Raw genomic sequence first — 16,031 nt, 5'->3', positions numbered from 1 at the left:
ATGGCGGAGCCGACGATCACGGCGGGCCTTGCGGACCCGGCGGCCCCAACCGACCCAACGAATCCAACAGACCACCGCCCCTCAGCGCCCACCGGCCCGCGCCCCCATCCCCCCGACCCCCGAGTTCCCCGCCGGTTCATCGCGCCTTCCCGCCCGGTTGTCCCCGCGCTGCTGCACTGGCCGGAGCGGCCAAGATCCACACGGTGCCTCCGGGCCCCTGTGGATCGGCCGCCCGCCCACGATCAAGCTTGACGTGCACACGTCTTGACTCATGGTCACTTTCGCAGCGACCTTTACTGAGCCGATCTTTCCCCGGGGAGACATATGAACAGCAAGGTTCTCGGCGCGGCCACGACGCTCGCCCTGTTGGCCGTGGTGGGGGCCTCGCCGTCCCCCGCCGCCTCCGCGTCCCGTACGGCCCCCTCGGCCGGTCTGCCGCTCGGTGCTCCCGGGCTGACCGAGACGCGTACGACACGGACCCTTCAGCCGGGCGTCACGCTCACCCGGATCGTGCGGGGCGCCGATGCCGCCGCGCTCGCGTGGACGGTCGAGCTGTCCATCCCGGGCGGGGCGACCTCGCCCGATCCGGACGCACCGCCGTCCGCGCTGAAGGACCGGGCCAGCGCCGACGAACTGGCGGCCGGTGTCCGCGCCCACGGCTTCGACGCCCGCGTGGAGGACGTACGGACCCCGGCCGTCGCGGACTTCGCCGGCGGTTCGCTCGGCTGGCGGGTCCGGGTCGGCTCGTACGACTCCCAGGCCGCGGCGGCGGCCGGGCTGGCCGCGCTGAGGAAGGCCGGGTTCACCGGGTCCGCCCTCTACACCGGCTGGGACGGCGAGGCCACGGACCGCGGGCCCTGGCGCGTCGATGTGCTGACCATCGATCCCCGGCGGTTCCGGGGCGGTCTCACCGCGTCCTACGGACCCGATCTGGAGAACCGGGAGACGACCAGCGCCCTGGCGACCGCCTCGGGCGCGACCGCGGCGGTCAACGCCGGGTTCTTCGTCCTGGATCCGAAGGCGGGCGCGCCCGGTGACCCGGCCGGGGCCGGGGTGTACGGCGGGCGGCTGCTCAGTGAGCCGGTGAGCGGGCGGCCCGCTCTGGTCCTCCGGGACGACGCCCGCGCCACCGGCGTCGCACGGTTCACCTGGACGGGCCGCGTCACCGCGCGGGGCACCTCGCTGGCCCTGGACGGCATCGACCGCGTCCCGGGGCTCATCAGGAACTGCGGCGGCACGGCGGACGACAGCCCCACCTCGCTCCCCCTGCACGACGTGACCTGCACGGACGACGACGAACTCGTCGCCTTCACCCCGGAGTACGGGCAGCGGACCCCCGCCGGCGAAGGGCTGGAGGCCGTCCGAGACGCCCGCGGCCGGGTCGTGGAGCTGCGCTCACCGCGCGGCGGGACGCTGCCCGCCGGCGGCTCCTCCGTCCAGGCGACCGGCGACCGGGTCGCCGCCCTGGCGGCCCTGGCCCGGACCGGCCGGCCGCTGCGCGTCGAGACCGCACTGCGCGACGACAAGGGCCACCGGATCACCCCCTCCCCCGCGACCAGCATCGTCAACGGGGGTCCCGAACTGGTCCGCGACGGCCGTACGCACATCACGGCGGCGGCCGACGGCATGGTGCAGCCGGACAACCCGAGCTTCTACTACGGCTGGGTGCACAAGCGGAACCCTCGCACCCTCGCCGGGGTGGACGCGGCCGGCCGGACCGTCCTGGTCACCGCCGACGGGCGCGACACGGACGCGCTCGGGCTCAGCATCCCCGAGGCGGCGGCCGTCGCGCGCTCCCTCGGACTCCGTGACGCGATCAATCTCGACGGCGGCGGGTCCACCACCCTGGTCGCCGGCGGCGAGGTGCTCAACGACCCGTCCGACGCCGCCGGTGAACGGCCCGTGGGTGACGCCCTGCTGATCCTCCCGGCCCGGCGGGAAACCGCCCCGCGGTGACGTGAACCGGGCCCGGCCGAAGCCGCACGGTCCCGGCCGACGGCCGCGACCTTCCCACCACCAGGAGACGACGATGACCGCGATCCCCGTCCGCAGAGCACGTCTCGTGCTCGTCGTGGCCGCACTGCTGCTGACGCTGGTGTCGGCGCCGCCGCTGACGGCCCGTGCCTCGGCCGCTCCGCCCGGCTCCGGGACGGGGGCCGGTCCCTCCCGGGGTGCCGAGGTCGTCGGGGTCACCCGGGTCGCCGACCGGCAGGTCGACCTCTCGGTCCGTTCGGCGGCGCTCGGCGGGCGGACGGTCACGGTGCGGCTGCTGACGCCCGACGGCTGGGCGCCCGGCGAGCGGAGCCGGCGCTGGCCGACGCTGTGGCTCCTGCACGGCTGCTGCGGTGACTACACCTCGTGGACGGCGCAGACGGACGTGGCCCGGACGGAGAGTCTGCGCAACGTCCTGGTGGTGATGCCGGAGGCCGGCTGGAACGGCTGGTACAGCGACTGGTGGAACTACGGCGAGGGCGCCGATCCGGCCTGGGAGACCTTCCACACCGAGGAACTGCGTTCCCTGCTGGAGCACGGCTGGGGCGCGAGCACCAACCGGGTGGTCGCGGGGCTGTCCATGGGTGGTCAGGGGGCCCTGCTGTACGCGGCCCGGCACCCGGGCATGTTCAAGGCGGCCGCGGCGTACTCCGGTTCGGTGCATCCGCTGCTCGACGACGAGTCGGTCGGCCGCATCATGGGCTTCTTCGCCGGACAGGGCAACGACCCGCTGAGGGTGTGGGGCGACCCGGTGGCGCAGCGCGACGTGTGGGAGGCCCACGACCCGTACCACCTGGCGCGGCGGCTCACGACGCTGCCCGTCTATCTGTCGTGCGGTGACGGCAGCGCCGGTCCGTTCGACCCCCCGGGCAGCACCAACGCTCTGGAGACGGACTTCAACCGGCAGAACCAGGCCCTGGCGGACGAGCTCCACCGTCTCGGCGCCAAGCGGCTGACCACCCACTTCTACGGTCCGGGCACCCACGGATGGAAGTACTGGCAGCGCGAGCTGCACGCCTCGCTGCCGATGCTGCTCCACGCCCTGCGCGCCGACCGCTGACGCGGACGTCCGGTCCCCGGCATCGGGTGATGCCGGGGACCGGACGTGTGCGCGGGGAGGTGCGGGGTCAGGAGGCGACGAATCGCGCGATCTGGCCGAGGACCACGGTGTCGGCCAGATAGCCGATGTGGGTCTGGCAGAGCACGTTGTTGTTCGTCGCGCCGCTGAGCTTGGTGCTGGTGTACGGGAGGATGATGCCGTCGCACGCCGAGTACCAGGTGGCGTACTTGGTGTCGCCGGGCGTCTCGTCACCCGAGGTGATCTGGGAGATGAACGAGGAGCCGGGGTACATCTGCTGGCACGTCGTGTAGATCAGGCAGGCGCCTGCGTACGTGGTTCCGTGGTTGGCGCCCGCGATGGAGGCGAGGTGGCTGACGCTGGTGTTGCCGCCGAGGACCTTCAAGTAGTACTGGCTGACCAGGCCGCCCATCGAGTGGTTGACGATCGCGACCTTGTTCGCCCCGGTGCGCGCCTTCACGTTGTTCACGAAGGCGGCCAGGCCCTGGGCATTGGTGATGTTGTTGCCGTAGGAGTCGTACTCGTACGCGAAGAGGTTGGAGCTGGACCAGCCGTTGAGGCGGAAGACGCTCATGGCGGTCACCCAGTTCGACGCGCTGCCGGTGTAGCCGTGCACGAACACGACCGGCGTGCTGGTCGACAGCGGCTGCACGGCGGACGCGGTCGCTGTGGCGGGGGCCGCGCCGGCCGCGGAGGCCGAGGAGAACAGGGTGAACGCGACCGTGACGGCGGCGAGGGCGCCGAGAAGCCGGCGTGGTGAACGACGACGCATGGGGGACTCCTGACGGGGATGGGTGCGGACGGATGTCCGCCCGGTCCAGAGTCGGGGCGCCCGGCGCCGCCGCCATCGGTGAAATCACCGGCCTTCGGCCGAGGAGTCACCGGGGCGGGTCGTGGGTGATCAGCTCGCCCGGCTGGCAGTCCAGGACCTCGCAGATCCTCGACAGGGTGGAGAAGCGGATGGCCTTGGCCCGTCCGTTCTTCAGGACGGAGAGGTTGACCACGGTGATCCCCACGAGAGCGGAGAGCTGGGTGAGGGTCATGCCGCGCTCGGCGAGGATCCGGTCGAGATGGATCCGGATGGCGTGGTGCTCCTCCTCGGCCATCAGATGGTCCCTTCGAGGTCCTCTCGCATCCGTACGCCCTCGGTCATGATCTTACCCATCACGACCGCGGCCAGACCGGCCAGGATGAACTCCTGCGCGCCCACGACCTCCGGTCCGGACCCCACGACGGGGTCCATGCTCCCGGCGAGCCAGGACTGCGACCAGCCGACCACGAGCCCGGCGAGCGGGGTTCCGGCGGCCACGGACCAGCCGAGGACGGAGAGCCGGCGCGCCACGGCCCGGGTGAACGGCCCCTGTTCGACGACCGCCTTCATCATGCGGGAGAAGAGGAGCAGGGCGACGGCGGCGAAGAGCAGCCACGGCAGTTCGCCGCCGAGGTCGGCGGCGCGCTGGGCGGTGGACGGGTCCTCCTGGCAGAGGCGGGTCGTGCTGCTGGTCGCCGTGACGCCCGGACCGCCCGGGGTGTGGTCGGAGGCCAGCCGGGCGTTGTGCCAGAAGTCCGTCTCCACGCAGACCGCGCCGTCGTCCAGCATGTGCGTGGCGGCCGTGCCGAGGAAGGCGAGCCCGAAGAGCACCGCCAGCACGGCGGTCAACGAGCCCAGGGTCCTTGTCAGTCGCGTGTTCACCGCGCCCCATCCTTATCGTTTTTCGATATGTCGGAGACTAGTCGTACCTATCGATATTCGACAAGTCACGTGAGGGTGGACCGCGGCGGGAATAGCGGCGGCCGGGCGCTGTTGACGCCAGCATGACTTCTGAGACGCACAAGGACTTCGGACGGATCGGCATCTGGAGCGGCGCCCTGCATCCGTCGCGGACCGACGACGCGGGACGGGCGGCGATCACCGAAGCCCTGGCCGAGCTGGAGGAGTTGGGCTACGGAACCCTGTGGCTCGGCAGCAGCCCCTCCCCCGAGGACGCGGCCGCGATCGTGACCGCGACGCGCAGGATCACCGTGGCCACCGGGATCCTGAGCATCTGGAACCACGACGCGGCCCAGGTCGCGGCACGGATCGCCGCACTGGACCCGGCCGACCGCGAGCGGTTCGTGCTCGGCCTCGGGGTCAGCCACGGCCCTCTGGTGCCGCGGTACGCGAAGCCGTACAGCGCGATGGTGGCGTACCTCGACGAACTGGACGCGGCCGCCGAGCCCGTCGGACCCGGCCGGCGCGTGCTGGCGGCGCTCGGTCCCCGGATGCTGAAGCTGGCCGCCGAGCGGGCGCTCGGCGCGCATCCGTATCTGGTGACCGCCGAGCACACGGCGGAGGCCCGCACGGCGCTCGGCCCCGGCGCGCTGCTGGCCCCCGAGCTGACCGTCGTGCTCGGCACCGACCTGGACCTGGCCCGCACGACCGCGCGTGGCGTACTGAGCCGCTATCTCCAACTCCCCAACTACACCGACAACTTGCTGCGCCTGGGGTTCACCGAGGACGACTTCGGCGGCGGGGGCAGCGCGCGACTGCTGGACGCCCTGTTCGCACTGGGCGACGCCGGCCGGGTGAAGGAGCGCGCCGGGGAGTACCTCGCGGCGGGCGCCGACCATGTGGCGCTCCAGGTGTACACGGCCGGGGACGACGGCTCCGCGCTGCCGCGCGCCGCCTGGCGCGAGCTGGCCGAGGCCTTCGGCGACGAACTCTAGGACGGCCGGGAAGCGGCGGCGGGCGGGCCGGGGGGAACACCCCGGCCCGCCCGCGTACGGGTGCGGTCTACGGCGTGCGCAGCAGCGCGCAGACGAAGTCCTCCTCGACGGCCCGCAGCCGCTTGAGCAGGGCGGGTTTGTTCGTCTTGTTGACCTGGGTGGTGAGGGAGAGCGTCAGGGACCGTTCGCCGTCGGGGGTGGCGGCGATCAGCTGGGTGTAGCCGGGGAAGTTGCCCGTGTGGCCGTACACGACACCGCAGCGGGTGGCGTAGCGGAAGAGGGCCAGCCCGGCGCGGTTGGTGCCGGGGCCCGCGGGCTCGGAGGCGCCGTCCACCCAGGTGCGCTGGTCACGGCGGGTCCGGGCCGAGAGCAGGGTGCCGCCCGCGTAGCCCCGGACGAAGGCCGTCATGTCCTCGGGGGTCGAGACGATGCCGCCCGAGGCCCAGACCCCGGACGCGCCGAGCACCTCGCTGACGTCCTCGGGACGGGCCGGCGGGGCGCCGACGTCGTAGCCGTGCATGAAGGGGACCGGCATCCGGTAGCCCTGCGGCAGGGTGGTGTCGCGCAGGCCGAGCGGGCGGTACACGAGACGGGCCAGCAGGTCCTCGTAGCGGCGGCCCGTCGCCGCCTCCGCCATGAGTGCGACGGCGATGTTGTCCGAGTTGGAGTACGCGTACCGGGAGCCCGGCCGGAAGAGCAGCGGCCGGCCGGCGACGTAGTCGAGGAGCCGTCGGGAGTCGAAGCGGCGGCGCGGGTCCTCGGTGACCAGTGCGAGGAACTCCTCGTCCTGCGAGTAGTCCGGGAGTCCGCTGGTGTGCTGGAGGAGCTGGCGCAGGGTGACCCGGTGCCAGGCGCGCGGGAGCCGGGGAAGGACGCGGCCGACGGTGTCGTCGAGGCGCAGGCTCCCCCGGTCGACGAGGCCGAGGGCGACGGCGCCGCTGTAGGCCTTCGCGGTGCTGGCGATCCGCATGTGGTCGGTGACCCGGACCGGGCGGCCGCTGCCGGTCCTGGCCACGCCGGCCCGGTGCACCTCGGTGCGGGTTCCCCGTCGCAGGACGGCGATGGCTCCGGGCGGGCCGCCGGGTGCCGTGGTCAGCTCGCGCAGCCCGCGGTCCAGTGCGTCGGGGCGGCCGTGGTCCGTGTCGGCGGCGGCGGCGGCCGGGGCGAGCAGCGGACCGGTCAGGCAGGCGGCGGCCAGCAGAGCGATCAGGGGACGGCGGACGCGGGGTGGGACGGTGGGCGGCACGGGCGGACTCCTGGGGGCGTGGACGCGGTGGGGCGTCCAGCTTCGCCCCGGGTCCGGCCGGTGGCGCGGGACCGTGCTCCATCCGGCCGAGGGGCCGGGCGGAGGACGGCCGCCCGTGCCGGTCCGGGGAGGGCGGGAGCGCGGCGGCTGCGCCCTCCCCGGACCCGGGAACCCTTGCGTCAGCCGCTGTTGCGGACCGTTCCGGAGGCCTTCACGTCCGCGCCCGTGCCGTCCGCCGGGGTGGCGGTCAGCTTCCAGGTGTAGTTGCCGGACGGCGCGGCCGTCCCGGCGTCCGTGGTCCCGTCCCAGGTGACCCGGACCGTGCCGGGGGTGTGCTCCCCGGTCCAGGTGCGCACGACCGTCCCGGTCGACTGCTGGGTGAGCGTGAGACGCCAGGAGGCGGCCGGCTTGGAGAGCCACCAGGCGGCGGACCATTCGCCGGTCCAGGCGGGCGGGGCCTCGGTGCGCGCGACGCGCAGGGCGGAGACCTTCTGCTGCGGCGCGGTGATGTGCACGGTGTCGTCGGCGCCGACCGTGACGAGCTTGCCCGCGGCCTCGTCGAGGGTCCAGGTGGTGCCGCGTCCGTCACCGCTCGCGGGCTCCTTGACGTCCGTCACGGTGCCCAGGTCGGAGGTGGTGCCGTCGGCCAGGAGCGCGGTGAGGCGGATCCCGGTGCCTGCCTCGCGCCGGGCCAGGAAGTGGTCACCGAGCAGGACGCCGGAGGCCGGGGCGTCGTACGTCCGCCCGGTCGCCAGATCCTTGACGCCCGCGGCGTTCCCCGCACCGCACGCCCAGTACAACAGGGTTCCGCTGAGCTGGAGTTCGTCGGGGACGCAGGCCGTTCCCAGCGCGGTGGTGCGGGTGACGGTGCCGGTGAGCAGGTTGATGGTGTTCACCGTGCCCGGCTTGTTCGGCGCCGCCTTGACCAGCCGCTTCTGGTCGAGCACCGAGGCCATGGCCGGCTGTTCGCGGACGATGAGGTCGCGGACGGTGTCGACGACGTACTGCCGGCCGGCCGCCTCGTACAGGACGAAGTCGGGTGCCGTGTCGACGATGCGGCCGTCCGTGCCGGGCAGGGTGAAGCGGTCCGCCGGGTGCTCCGGGTCGTCGCCGGTCACGAGGACGTCGGCTCCGCTGTCGGGATCGGCCACGAGGCGGGCGAATCCCTCGTCGTTGCCGTCGGCGAAGCGGCCCGCGGCCAGGCCCGGGAACTCGGGCAGCGGTTCGCCCTCGACGGGGTCGAGTCCGGTGCCGATGTTCCTGCCGTGGAGCGTACGGGTGCCCTGGAGGGCGTTCACGTAGCGCAGGCGTCCCCGGTCGAGGCCCAGTGCCTCGATCGAGCCGTCGGCGGTCTTGACCTTGGGCACCTCGTGCAGGGGCAGCGCGAAGACGCCTCCCGCGCTGGTCCAGCTGAGCAGGCGCACCGCCCGGTCGCCGTCCGGCTTCCTGCCGAGCGCGAACAGGGTGGACTCCTCGGCGCCCTGGAAGATCTGCTCGATGTCGTCCAGCGGCGTGCTCAGGGCGGCGGATCCGTCGAGGGGGCTGAACCACAGCGGTCCGTCGCCCTCGCGCCAGGCGACGCTCTCCCGCACCACGTACGTCGTGACCTCGCTGTCGGGCGACCGCGTCGGCAGCGGGAAGATCCGGGGCGCGGCGCTGCTGCCGCGCTGCATGATGCGCACGCCCGGCTCGCCCGAGCGGGAGTACCAGCTGATGGTGGTCTGGGTGATCCGCACGTTGGTGGCGTCGGCCTCGACGGGCAGCGGGGCGACCGTGCCGTTGTACGCGGTGAGGATGCCGTGGCCGGGTGTGCCGTCGGCCTTGCGGTAGCGGATCAGGAGCTGGTTGTCCCAGCCGCTGACCACGTCGGGCACGGCGCCCGTGGTGGCGCCGGCGGGCAGTTGCACGACCGGGTCCGGATACGGGGAGCCGACGCCGCGCACGACGCGCAGCTGGTACGTGCCGTCGCCCTGGTCGACGGTGGCCAGCGGCCAGCCGCTGACGATCCGCAGGTTGAGGTAGTTCGCCGGGACCACCGTGACACCTGAGTTACGGGGGTCCTCGACGCCGATCTTCACGATGTCGGTGCCGCCGTCCTCGCGTGGGCGGAGGTACATGACGCGGTTGTACCCGTCGTGGCCGCCGACGATCGCATCCTCCGCCACGCCGTCGAGGTCGGTGACGCGGGTGGTGGCGCTGTTGTAGGTGTTCGTCCACAGGTAGGCGTCGCCCTCGCGGTACAGGACGCCGTTCCTTCCCGTGGCCAGCAGCTTCACGGACGCCTCCCCGTAGGCGTCCGGCGCGGGTATCGCGACCTCGGCGGCCTCGGCGGCGTGGGCCGTGGCCGGCAGTACGGTCGTCAGGCCCGCGGCGAGCACGGCGGCGACGGCCGCGGCGGTGGCCGTGGTGCGCGTGCGCCGGGTGCGGTGTGTCGTGCGCAGGTGATGAGACACCTGACCCCCCTCTTGGTAACCGCACACATGTGCGTGTTGCGGTGATCGCGGCCAAAGATACCCAGCTGTGCAGGAGTTGTGACCGGATTGTGCGTACTCCGTGTGTCGCGACGGGACTTGACGGCTCCGGGGTTCACCGCGCGTCCATCTGCCCTTTCCTCAACTGTCGCTCCGTGGGCTCCCGTTGATCGCCCACAGGGCCGTACGATGCGCGTGCGACCGGGGGAGGCGCGATGCCGGGTGGAGCGTACGGGGGCCGTTCTTCCGTGCTGCCCGAAAAGGTGCGGGACGCACTGCCGGAGGGCGTCGAGGTGTACCGCCTGGGGCCGGGCGGGCGGATCGCGCTGGCCCGCCGCGACGGGGAGCGGGTGCTGGGGCCCGAGCGGGAGTTCCTGAGGTTCATCGACGACGGACAGTTCGCCCGCTATCTGGTGGGCGACGCGGCGACCTCTCCCGTACGGCCCTCCAACGCGACGGTGAAGCTCGGCGTCGTGGGACCGCGCAGCGCCTTCACGCCGCACGCCCACGGCGGGGAGCACTTCGTGCTGAGCCTCGGCCACGCGGCGTGCGGGCTGTCCGACGTACGGGCCGGGCGCGTCGTCGACGTACCGCTGCGGCCCGGCATGCTCATCCGGATCCCGGAGCTGATGCCGCACTCCTTCGCGAACCGGGGACGACGTCCGCTGACGATCCTCGCGGCCAACACCGGATACGGGATCGACCACGAGGACTACGCGATCACCGCGGCCGAGGCCGAACGGCGCGTCACCGAGGAGTCTCCCGCCGGCCGGCCGCTCGCGGTCGCCGCCCCCGTGGACTTCCGGGCGATGGGCACGGCGCTGCGGGAGATCGAACGGCTCCAGCGCGAGCGCGGCATCGCGGCCGTCACCGTGCGCGAACGGGTCGCGGCCCGTCTGCGCGGGCTGGCGGCCGCACTGGAGGGCCACCGGTGATCTGTCCGCACTGCGCCCGGAACCTGCTGTTCAAGGAGCGGCCGGGCCACACGTGCTCCGCGTGCGGCCGGGCGTTCGCCCTGGATCCGAGGACCAACGCGCTCGGGCTCAGCGATCTGCGCGTGCGACGGATCCTCGCGAGGATCACGCGGGAGGGCACGGTCACGGTGACACCGGACCAGTTGTGGTACGCCCTCGCGCGCGGCCGGCTGAAGGAGTCCCGGATCCCCCGGGGACGCGGCGGGGCGTTCGTCCTGATCGGACTGGTCGTCGGGGTGCCGGGGCTGGTCGTGGGGGCGGTTCCGATGCTCGTGGTCTCCGGTGTGCTGCTGCTGATCGGGGCCGGTTGTGCGGCGGCCCGGAGGGCGGGGGTGGGGCGCGGGCGGCCGGTGATGGACCGGGCGGCGTTCCGGAAGAAGGCGCTGGGGGCCTGGCGGCGGGTGTACGGCGGGCTGCCGCCCGGAGTGGCCGACGACTCCGCTCCCCCGGCGTTCACCGCGCCGGGCGGGGCCGCCGCGCAGGACTGGTCCGGGGGCGTGCTGCTGTGCACCGACCCGGGGATCAGGACGTTCCTGGCCGCCAACGGGCTTCCCGACCGGTGCGGTGTCGCACTGGCGGGCCGTCCGGATCTGCTGGCGGCACGGGCGTCGGACGGTCCGGTGCTCGTGCTGCGGGACGCGGACGCCTCGGGCGAACTCCTGGTGCGCGCGGTGCGCGAGGCCCTGGCTCCTCGGCCGGTGATCGACGCGGGGCCGGATCTGCGCACCGCGAGGGCCCTCAGCCGGGCCGTTCCGCTGCGCGAGCGCGGTGCGCGGCCCGGTCCGGCGGCGCTGGCGCGGCTGACCTCGCTCGGCGGGTTCACCGAGGAGGAACTGGTCTGGCTGGGGAAGGGCTGGCGGATCCCGCTGCTCGCCCTGCCGCCGGCCCGCCTCCTGGAGACCGCGGCCCGACGGGCCGGGCGGGCCGCGGGGCCCGGTCCGGAACGCCGCCGCGCGGCGGCCACCGGCTTCATGACCTGGCCCGCCCAGGAGACCGGGGACGGGACGGGGGCACGATGATCTGTCCGCACTGCGCCGCCTCGCTCACGCGCCGGGAGCGCACCGGGAACGTCTGCGGGCACTGCCGGAGGCGGTTCGCGCTCGATCCGGCCGTCCACGGGCCGGGTATGACGGACGTCCGGGTGCGGGCCGTCGTGGACCGGGCCACGGACCACGGCAGGCTCACGGTGACGCTGGGTCAGCTCTGGTACCTGGCCCGGACGCAGAACCACGCGTGGGCGGGGCGGGAGGCCTCGGGGGTGCCGGGCTGGGTGCGGGCCCTGGTGGCGCTGCCGGTGGCCGGCGCGCTCTTCGTGTGCACGGCCCCCGCCGACGGTGCCCTCGCCGTCGCGGCCACGGTGGCGGGATGCGCCGTCCTCGTCGCCGCGGTGGCGCTGCGGCACCGACCGGCCCGGGCGGCCGTGTCCCGGATCGTTCCGTCCGAGGACGCCTTCCGGGCGCTCATGGAGGGTGCCTGGACCACCACGTACGGCCGGCTGCCGAAGGGGGTCGTGGACGACGCCCCGCCCGATCGGAAGCGGTCGCGGACGGGCGGGACGGGGTCCGCGCCCCGGGCGGTGATCCTGTGCACCGACCGGGTGGCGGCCCGCTTCCTGACGGTGAACCGGATTCCGGACCGGCTCGGCGCGGTGCTCGTGGAGACGGGCAGGAAGAAGCGGTCGTCCGGTCGGCAGCCGTTCCCGGAGAACGCCGGGTCCGTACTCGAAGACGCTCTCGACGTGCTCGGCGCGTACAGCGGCAGGCTTCCCGTCGTCGTCCTGCACGACGCCGATCCGGCCGGGGTGCTGCTGGCTCCGCTGCTGCGCGCCGCCGCACCGGAACGGGTCGTGGTGGACGCGGGGCTCCCCGTTCCGGCCGCCAGGACCGCACCGGGCGCCGTCCGGCTGTTCCACGGGGACGACACCGTCGACCCGGCCGTGCTGCGCGGCCTGGGAGGGCTGGCGGAGCGCGACGCCGCATGGCTGGCCGAGGGGTTCCGGAGCCCGGTCGCGGCGGTGCCGCCGCGCGTCCTGGAGTCCGTGGTGACGCGGGCGGTCGAACACGCCGCGACGGCTGCGGCGCCCGGTGCGGGGCCGGGCCGCGAGGACGGCTTCCTCTCCTGGCCCGAGGGCCCGTCCGCCGTCCGCGCGCCGGGGAGGAAGGGGGCGGACGGCGCATGATCCCGCACCGCTCGTCCTCCGCACCGGCCGCCGGGCCCGGGGCCCGCCTGATCGGCGCGGCGCTCGTGCGTGCCGCCGCTCGTGCGTCCGGCCCCGGCACGGTGAGGTTCACCGAGCGGCAGCTCTACTACGAGACCTGCCGGGTCCTGGATCCCACCTCGTCGCTGCTCCGCCGTGTCCCGCGCACCGCCGCCCCGCTGCTGCGCCCCGCCGCCTTCGCCCGCGCCCTGGAGGCCCGGGGCCCGGAGTCCGTGCCGGGGCTGCTGCCCCCGGCCGGGATCCGCCCGCCCAGGGACCCGGCCGACGCGCCGGAGCCCGATCTGTACGCGTACGGGCTGCCGCGCGTCCTGGTCTGCCAGGACCCGGAGATCGCGGCGATGCTGCTGGCCAACCAGGTCCATCTGGAAGCGGCCTGCCCGGTGCTCGCCGCCGGGCACGCGCTGCCGCTCGCCCCGCATCTGCGCGCGGCCCTGGAGCGGGCGGAAGGGGCCGCGGTGCAGGTGCTGCACGACGCGAGCCCGGCCGGGATCGCGCTCCCCGCCCGGATCCGGGAGGCGCTCGGACCCGTGCCCGGGGTCCGGGTCGTCTCGATGGGGCTGGTCCCCCGGCACGCGGCGGCGCTCCGTCTGCCCGGCGGACGGGGACCCTCGCCCGCGGCCGGGGCCGGGGACCGGCCCCCGGGGCTCACCCCGCGCGAGTGCGCCTGGCTGGACCGGGGGCACTTCGCCGAGGTCGCGGCCGTGCCCCCGCCGCGTCTGGTGCGCACCGTGCTCCAGCTCGCCCGGGGGCCACGGCCGCCCCGGTCCTCCCTGCGGTCGGACCTGCGCGGGCTGCGCACCGCGGGCTTCCTCACCTGGCCCGCCCCCTGACACCTCGTCCCGGACGGCCCGTTGCCCGTCCGGGCCCGCCCCTCCGACAGACCCGAGGACGCCCACGATGATCCGGCCCCAGGAGATCGGCTACTCCGACGAACTGCTCGCCGACGGCAGCGTCCACCGGCGCTACGAGGACGGCCGGGAGGAGTGGCGCCGCCGCGCGGACGGCACCGGCCGGCTCGTCCGCTGGCACGACGACCGGGGCGGCTCCGGCACCGATGAACTGCTCGGCGGGCGCGTCGTCAAACGGACGCTCGCCGACGGCACCGTGACGTTCGCCCGCGACATCGGCTACGGGCGCACGGTGTGGGGGCGCGGGGAGCGCGTGACGGTCAACCGGACCTCCTTCGGCGGCCGGATGGGGGTCCTGCTGGCCGGGCTGGGGGTGGCGGGTCTCGTCGTCACCGCCGCGCAGTTGCCGCCCGTGAGCCTGACACCGGAGGAAGAGGAGGAACTGCGGCAGCAGGCGCGGGCCCAGTCCTCGTCCCCGGGGGACGGAGGGGACGGGGGCGACGACTGGGACGCGGACTGGGACCACGGTGAGGACAGCTGGAGCGACGACGACTTCGGCTGAGCCCGCGGACACGCCCCGTGCCCGTACGAGTGCCGTGACCGGCAGGACGCACACGACAGCGAAAAGGAGGAGGGCGGCGGTGACACGGTTCTGTGTCTGCCTCTCCCCGACGACCGGGCGGGCCCGGACGGAGATCGGGGCCATGACCGGGGCCGACTCGGTGGCGGTGGAGGGCGCGCAGGGGTTCGCCCTGGGGCTGCTCCGGGACGAACCGGGGCGCGCCGAGGGCCCGTTCACGGCTGACGGGGTGACGGCGGCCGGGGAGGTGACGCTGCACAACCGCGCCGAACTGGTGGCCGCGCTGCGTGCCTCGGGGGCCGTCGTGCCCGAGGGCTGCCGGGACGGGGAGGTGCTGCTGCGCTGCTGGTCGCGGCTGGGTGAGGCGGGTGTGGCGCGCGCCGAGGGGATGTTCGTCCTGGTCGTGCCGGAGCGGGCGGGCCTGGTCCTGATCCGCGACCAGGTGGGTGCGCGCACCCTCTTCTACGCGCGCGCCGGCGGCTCCTGGGCGGCCTCGACCTCGCTGCGGGCGCTGCGGCGCTGGCCGGCGCTGGGCACCTCGATGAATCTCGCAGCGGTCCGCTCCTTCCTCACCTTCGCCTATCTGCCGGGCGAGGAGACCCTGCTGACGGGGGTGCGGGAGGTGCTGCCGGGACGTGTGGTGCGCCTGGCGGCGGACGGCTCGGTGACGCGGTCGGTGTACTGGGAGCCGCACGAGCGCGTGGTGCGGCCCGTGCCGGAGGATCCGGCGGAGTACGTGCGTACGCTCCGGTCCCTGCTGGAACGGGCGACGGCGGACCGGCTCCCGGTCGCGGAACCGGCGGCCGTGCTGCTGTCCGGCGGGATCGACAGTTCGCTGGTGACCGCGCTGGCGGCCCGGCTGCACGACCGTCCCGTGCGCACGTACTCGATCGCCTTCGGTGACGGGCTCCCCAACGAGCTGGGGTACTCGGGCCTCGTGGCCGCGCACTGCCGCACGCGTCACCGGGTGCTGAGCGTGTCGGGGACGACGGTCGCGTCCCGGCTCGCGGACGCGGCGGCGCTGCTGGACAGTCCGGTGGGCGATCCGCTGACCGTGCCGAACCTGCTGCTCGCGGAGGCGGTCGCGGCGGACGGGGCGACCTGCGTCCTCAACGGCGAGGGCGGCGACCCGGTCTTCGGCGGGCCGAAGAACCTGCCGATGCTGGTGCAGGAGATGCACCGCACGCCCGGTGCCCCCTGGGACGAGGACCGGGCGACGGCCTATCTGCGCTCGTACCGCAAGTGCTGGACGGATCTCCCGGACCTGCTGACGGCGGGCGCGCTGGAGGCGCTGCGGGACGCCCCGCTCCCGCAGCGGTTCGTCGCGCCGTACCTGGGCGGCGGGGCCGGGGATCCGTACCGGATGGGCCATCTCCTCAACCAGCTCCTGCACTGCAATCTGCGGACGAAGGGCGCGCACCACATCCTCACCAAGGTGGAACGCCTCACCGCGTCGCAGGGGATCGAGGGGCGGTCGCCGCTCTTCGACCGCCGGGTGATCGACCATGCCTTCGCCACTCCGCCGGAGTTCAAGCTGCGGGGCGCGGCGGAGAAGTGGATCCTCAAGGAGGCGGTGCGCGATCTGCTGCCGGCGACGGTCGTCGACCGGCCGAAGAGCGGGATGCGGGTCCCGGTGCAGCAGTGGCTGGCGGGGCCGCTGCGGGAGCTGGGGCACGATCTGCTGCTGAGCCGGCGGGCGGCGGAGCGCGGGTTGTTCCGCCGGGACACGGTGCGGACCTGGATGCGGGGCGAGGGCACGCTGCTGGCCCGCCAGGGCGGCAAGCTGTGGCTGGTGCTGACGCTGGAACTGTGGCTGCGCTCCCACGCGTTGTAGGGCGGGGACCACCGTGGCGGGGGCCCGGCCCCCCCGGCGCCCCCCCCCCCCTCCGGAGGGGTTAGGCCGGCCCACCCGGCCCCC

The 16,031-nt window shown here is 74.4% G+C and carries 14 protein-coding genes; 9 read left to right on the top strand and 5 right to left on the bottom strand.

Going from position 1 to position 16,031, the window contains the following annotated elements; genetic code table 11:
• Positions 1 to 324: 324 nt before the first annotated feature.
• Both ACZ4FH_RS31620 and ACZ4FH_RS31615 read left to right on the top strand, forming a co-directional pair.
• Positions 325 to 1,956: a phosphodiester glycosidase family protein gene (locus ACZ4FH_RS31620; RefSeq protein ID WP_467309205.1), complete on the top strand. Its 1,632-nt coding sequence runs from the start codon at positions 325 to 327 to the stop codon at positions 1,954 to 1,956.
• A 73-nt stretch (positions 1,957 to 2,029) separates the two neighbouring features.
• Positions 2,030 to 3,052, top strand: a complete 1,023-nt coding sequence (locus tag ACZ4FH_RS31615; RefSeq protein WP_467309204.1) for an alpha/beta hydrolase — start codon at positions 2,030 to 2,032, stop codon at positions 3,050 to 3,052.
• 67 nt (positions 3,053 to 3,119) lie between these two features.
• On the opposite strand, the gene ACZ4FH_RS31610 is transcribed toward ACZ4FH_RS31615, so the two are convergent.
• From ACZ4FH_RS31610 to ACZ4FH_RS31600, 3 genes are all read right to left on the bottom strand, one after another.
• Entirely contained in the window at positions 3,120 to 3,842 is a 723-nt protein-coding gene (locus tag ACZ4FH_RS31610) for an esterase/lipase family protein (RefSeq protein ID WP_467309203.1), read from the bottom strand.
• Between the two features lie 106 nt (positions 3,843 to 3,948).
• The gene (locus ACZ4FH_RS31605) at positions 3,949 to 4,176 is read right to left on the bottom strand and encodes a helix-turn-helix domain-containing protein (RefSeq protein WP_467309202.1); all 228 of its coding nucleotides are present in this window, start codon (positions 4,174 to 4,176) and stop codon (positions 3,949 to 3,951) included.
• On the bottom strand, positions 4,176 to 4,763 hold the full coding sequence (locus ACZ4FH_RS31600; protein WP_467309201.1) for a DUF2975 domain-containing protein: 588 nt from the start codon (positions 4,761 to 4,763) through the stop codon (positions 4,176 to 4,178). Before ACZ4FH_RS31600 ends, ACZ4FH_RS31605 begins: the two co-directional genes overlap by 1 nt.
• Positions 4,764 to 4,885: 122 nt before the next feature.
• Between ACZ4FH_RS31600 and ACZ4FH_RS31595 the strand changes: the two genes are divergently transcribed.
• Positions 4,886 to 5,776, top strand: a complete 891-nt coding sequence (locus ACZ4FH_RS31595) for an LLM class F420-dependent oxidoreductase (RefSeq protein WP_467309200.1) — start codon at positions 4,886 to 4,888, stop codon at positions 5,774 to 5,776.
• Between the two features lie 67 nt (positions 5,777 to 5,843).
• On the opposite strand, the gene ACZ4FH_RS31590 is transcribed toward ACZ4FH_RS31595, so the two are convergent.
• Complete coding sequence (locus ACZ4FH_RS31590) at positions 5,844 to 7,022, bottom strand: serine hydrolase domain-containing protein (RefSeq protein WP_467309199.1); 1,179 nt, start codon at positions 7,020 to 7,022, stop codon at positions 5,844 to 5,846.
• 179 nt (positions 7,023 to 7,201) lie between these two features.
• Positions 7,202 to 9,475 (bottom strand): FlgD immunoglobulin-like domain containing protein, encoded by a 2,274-nt coding sequence (locus ACZ4FH_RS31585; protein WP_467309198.1) that lies wholly within the window; start codon positions 9,473 to 9,475, stop codon positions 7,202 to 7,204.
• A gap of 266 nt (positions 9,476 to 9,741) precedes the next feature.
• Between ACZ4FH_RS31585 and ACZ4FH_RS31580 the strand changes: the two genes are divergently transcribed.
• The 6 genes from ACZ4FH_RS31580 (at position 9,742) to ACZ4FH_RS31555 (ending at position 15,947) form a co-directional block, all read left to right on the top strand.
• Positions 9,742 to 10,428, top strand: a complete 687-nt coding sequence (locus ACZ4FH_RS31580; protein ID WP_467309197.1) for a cupin domain-containing protein — start codon at positions 9,742 to 9,744, stop codon at positions 10,426 to 10,428.
• Positions 10,425 to 11,486, top strand: coding sequence for a hypothetical protein (locus ACZ4FH_RS31575; RefSeq protein ID WP_467309196.1), 1,062 nt, complete (start codon positions 10,425 to 10,427; stop codon positions 11,484 to 11,486). Before ACZ4FH_RS31580 ends, ACZ4FH_RS31575 begins: the two co-directional genes overlap by 4 nt.
• Entirely contained in the window at positions 11,483 to 12,646 is a 1,164-nt protein-coding gene (locus tag ACZ4FH_RS31570) for a hypothetical protein (protein WP_467309195.1), read from the top strand. Before ACZ4FH_RS31575 ends, ACZ4FH_RS31570 begins: the two co-directional genes overlap by 4 nt.
• Positions 12,643 to 13,515, top strand: a complete 873-nt coding sequence (locus ACZ4FH_RS31565) for a serine/threonine-protein kinase (protein WP_467309194.1) — start codon at positions 12,643 to 12,645, stop codon at positions 13,513 to 13,515. The genes ACZ4FH_RS31570 and ACZ4FH_RS31565 overlap by 4 nt, the downstream gene beginning before the upstream one ends.
• 67 nt (positions 13,516 to 13,582) lie before the next feature.
• The gene (locus ACZ4FH_RS31560) at positions 13,583 to 14,095 is read left to right on the top strand and encodes a hypothetical protein (RefSeq protein WP_467309193.1); all 513 of its coding nucleotides are present in this window, start codon (positions 13,583 to 13,585) and stop codon (positions 14,093 to 14,095) included.
• A 79-nt stretch (positions 14,096 to 14,174) separates the two neighbouring features.
• Positions 14,175 to 15,947 (top strand): asparagine synthetase B family protein, encoded by a 1,773-nt coding sequence (locus ACZ4FH_RS31555; protein ID WP_467309192.1) that lies wholly within the window; start codon positions 14,175 to 14,177, stop codon positions 15,945 to 15,947.
• The last annotated feature ends 84 nt before the right edge of the window (positions 15,948 to 16,031 follow it).

It is taken from the genome of Streptomyces sp. NPDC024555 (genome assembly GCF_055559335.1).
This window is presented reverse-complemented; position numbering and strand designations above follow the sequence as displayed.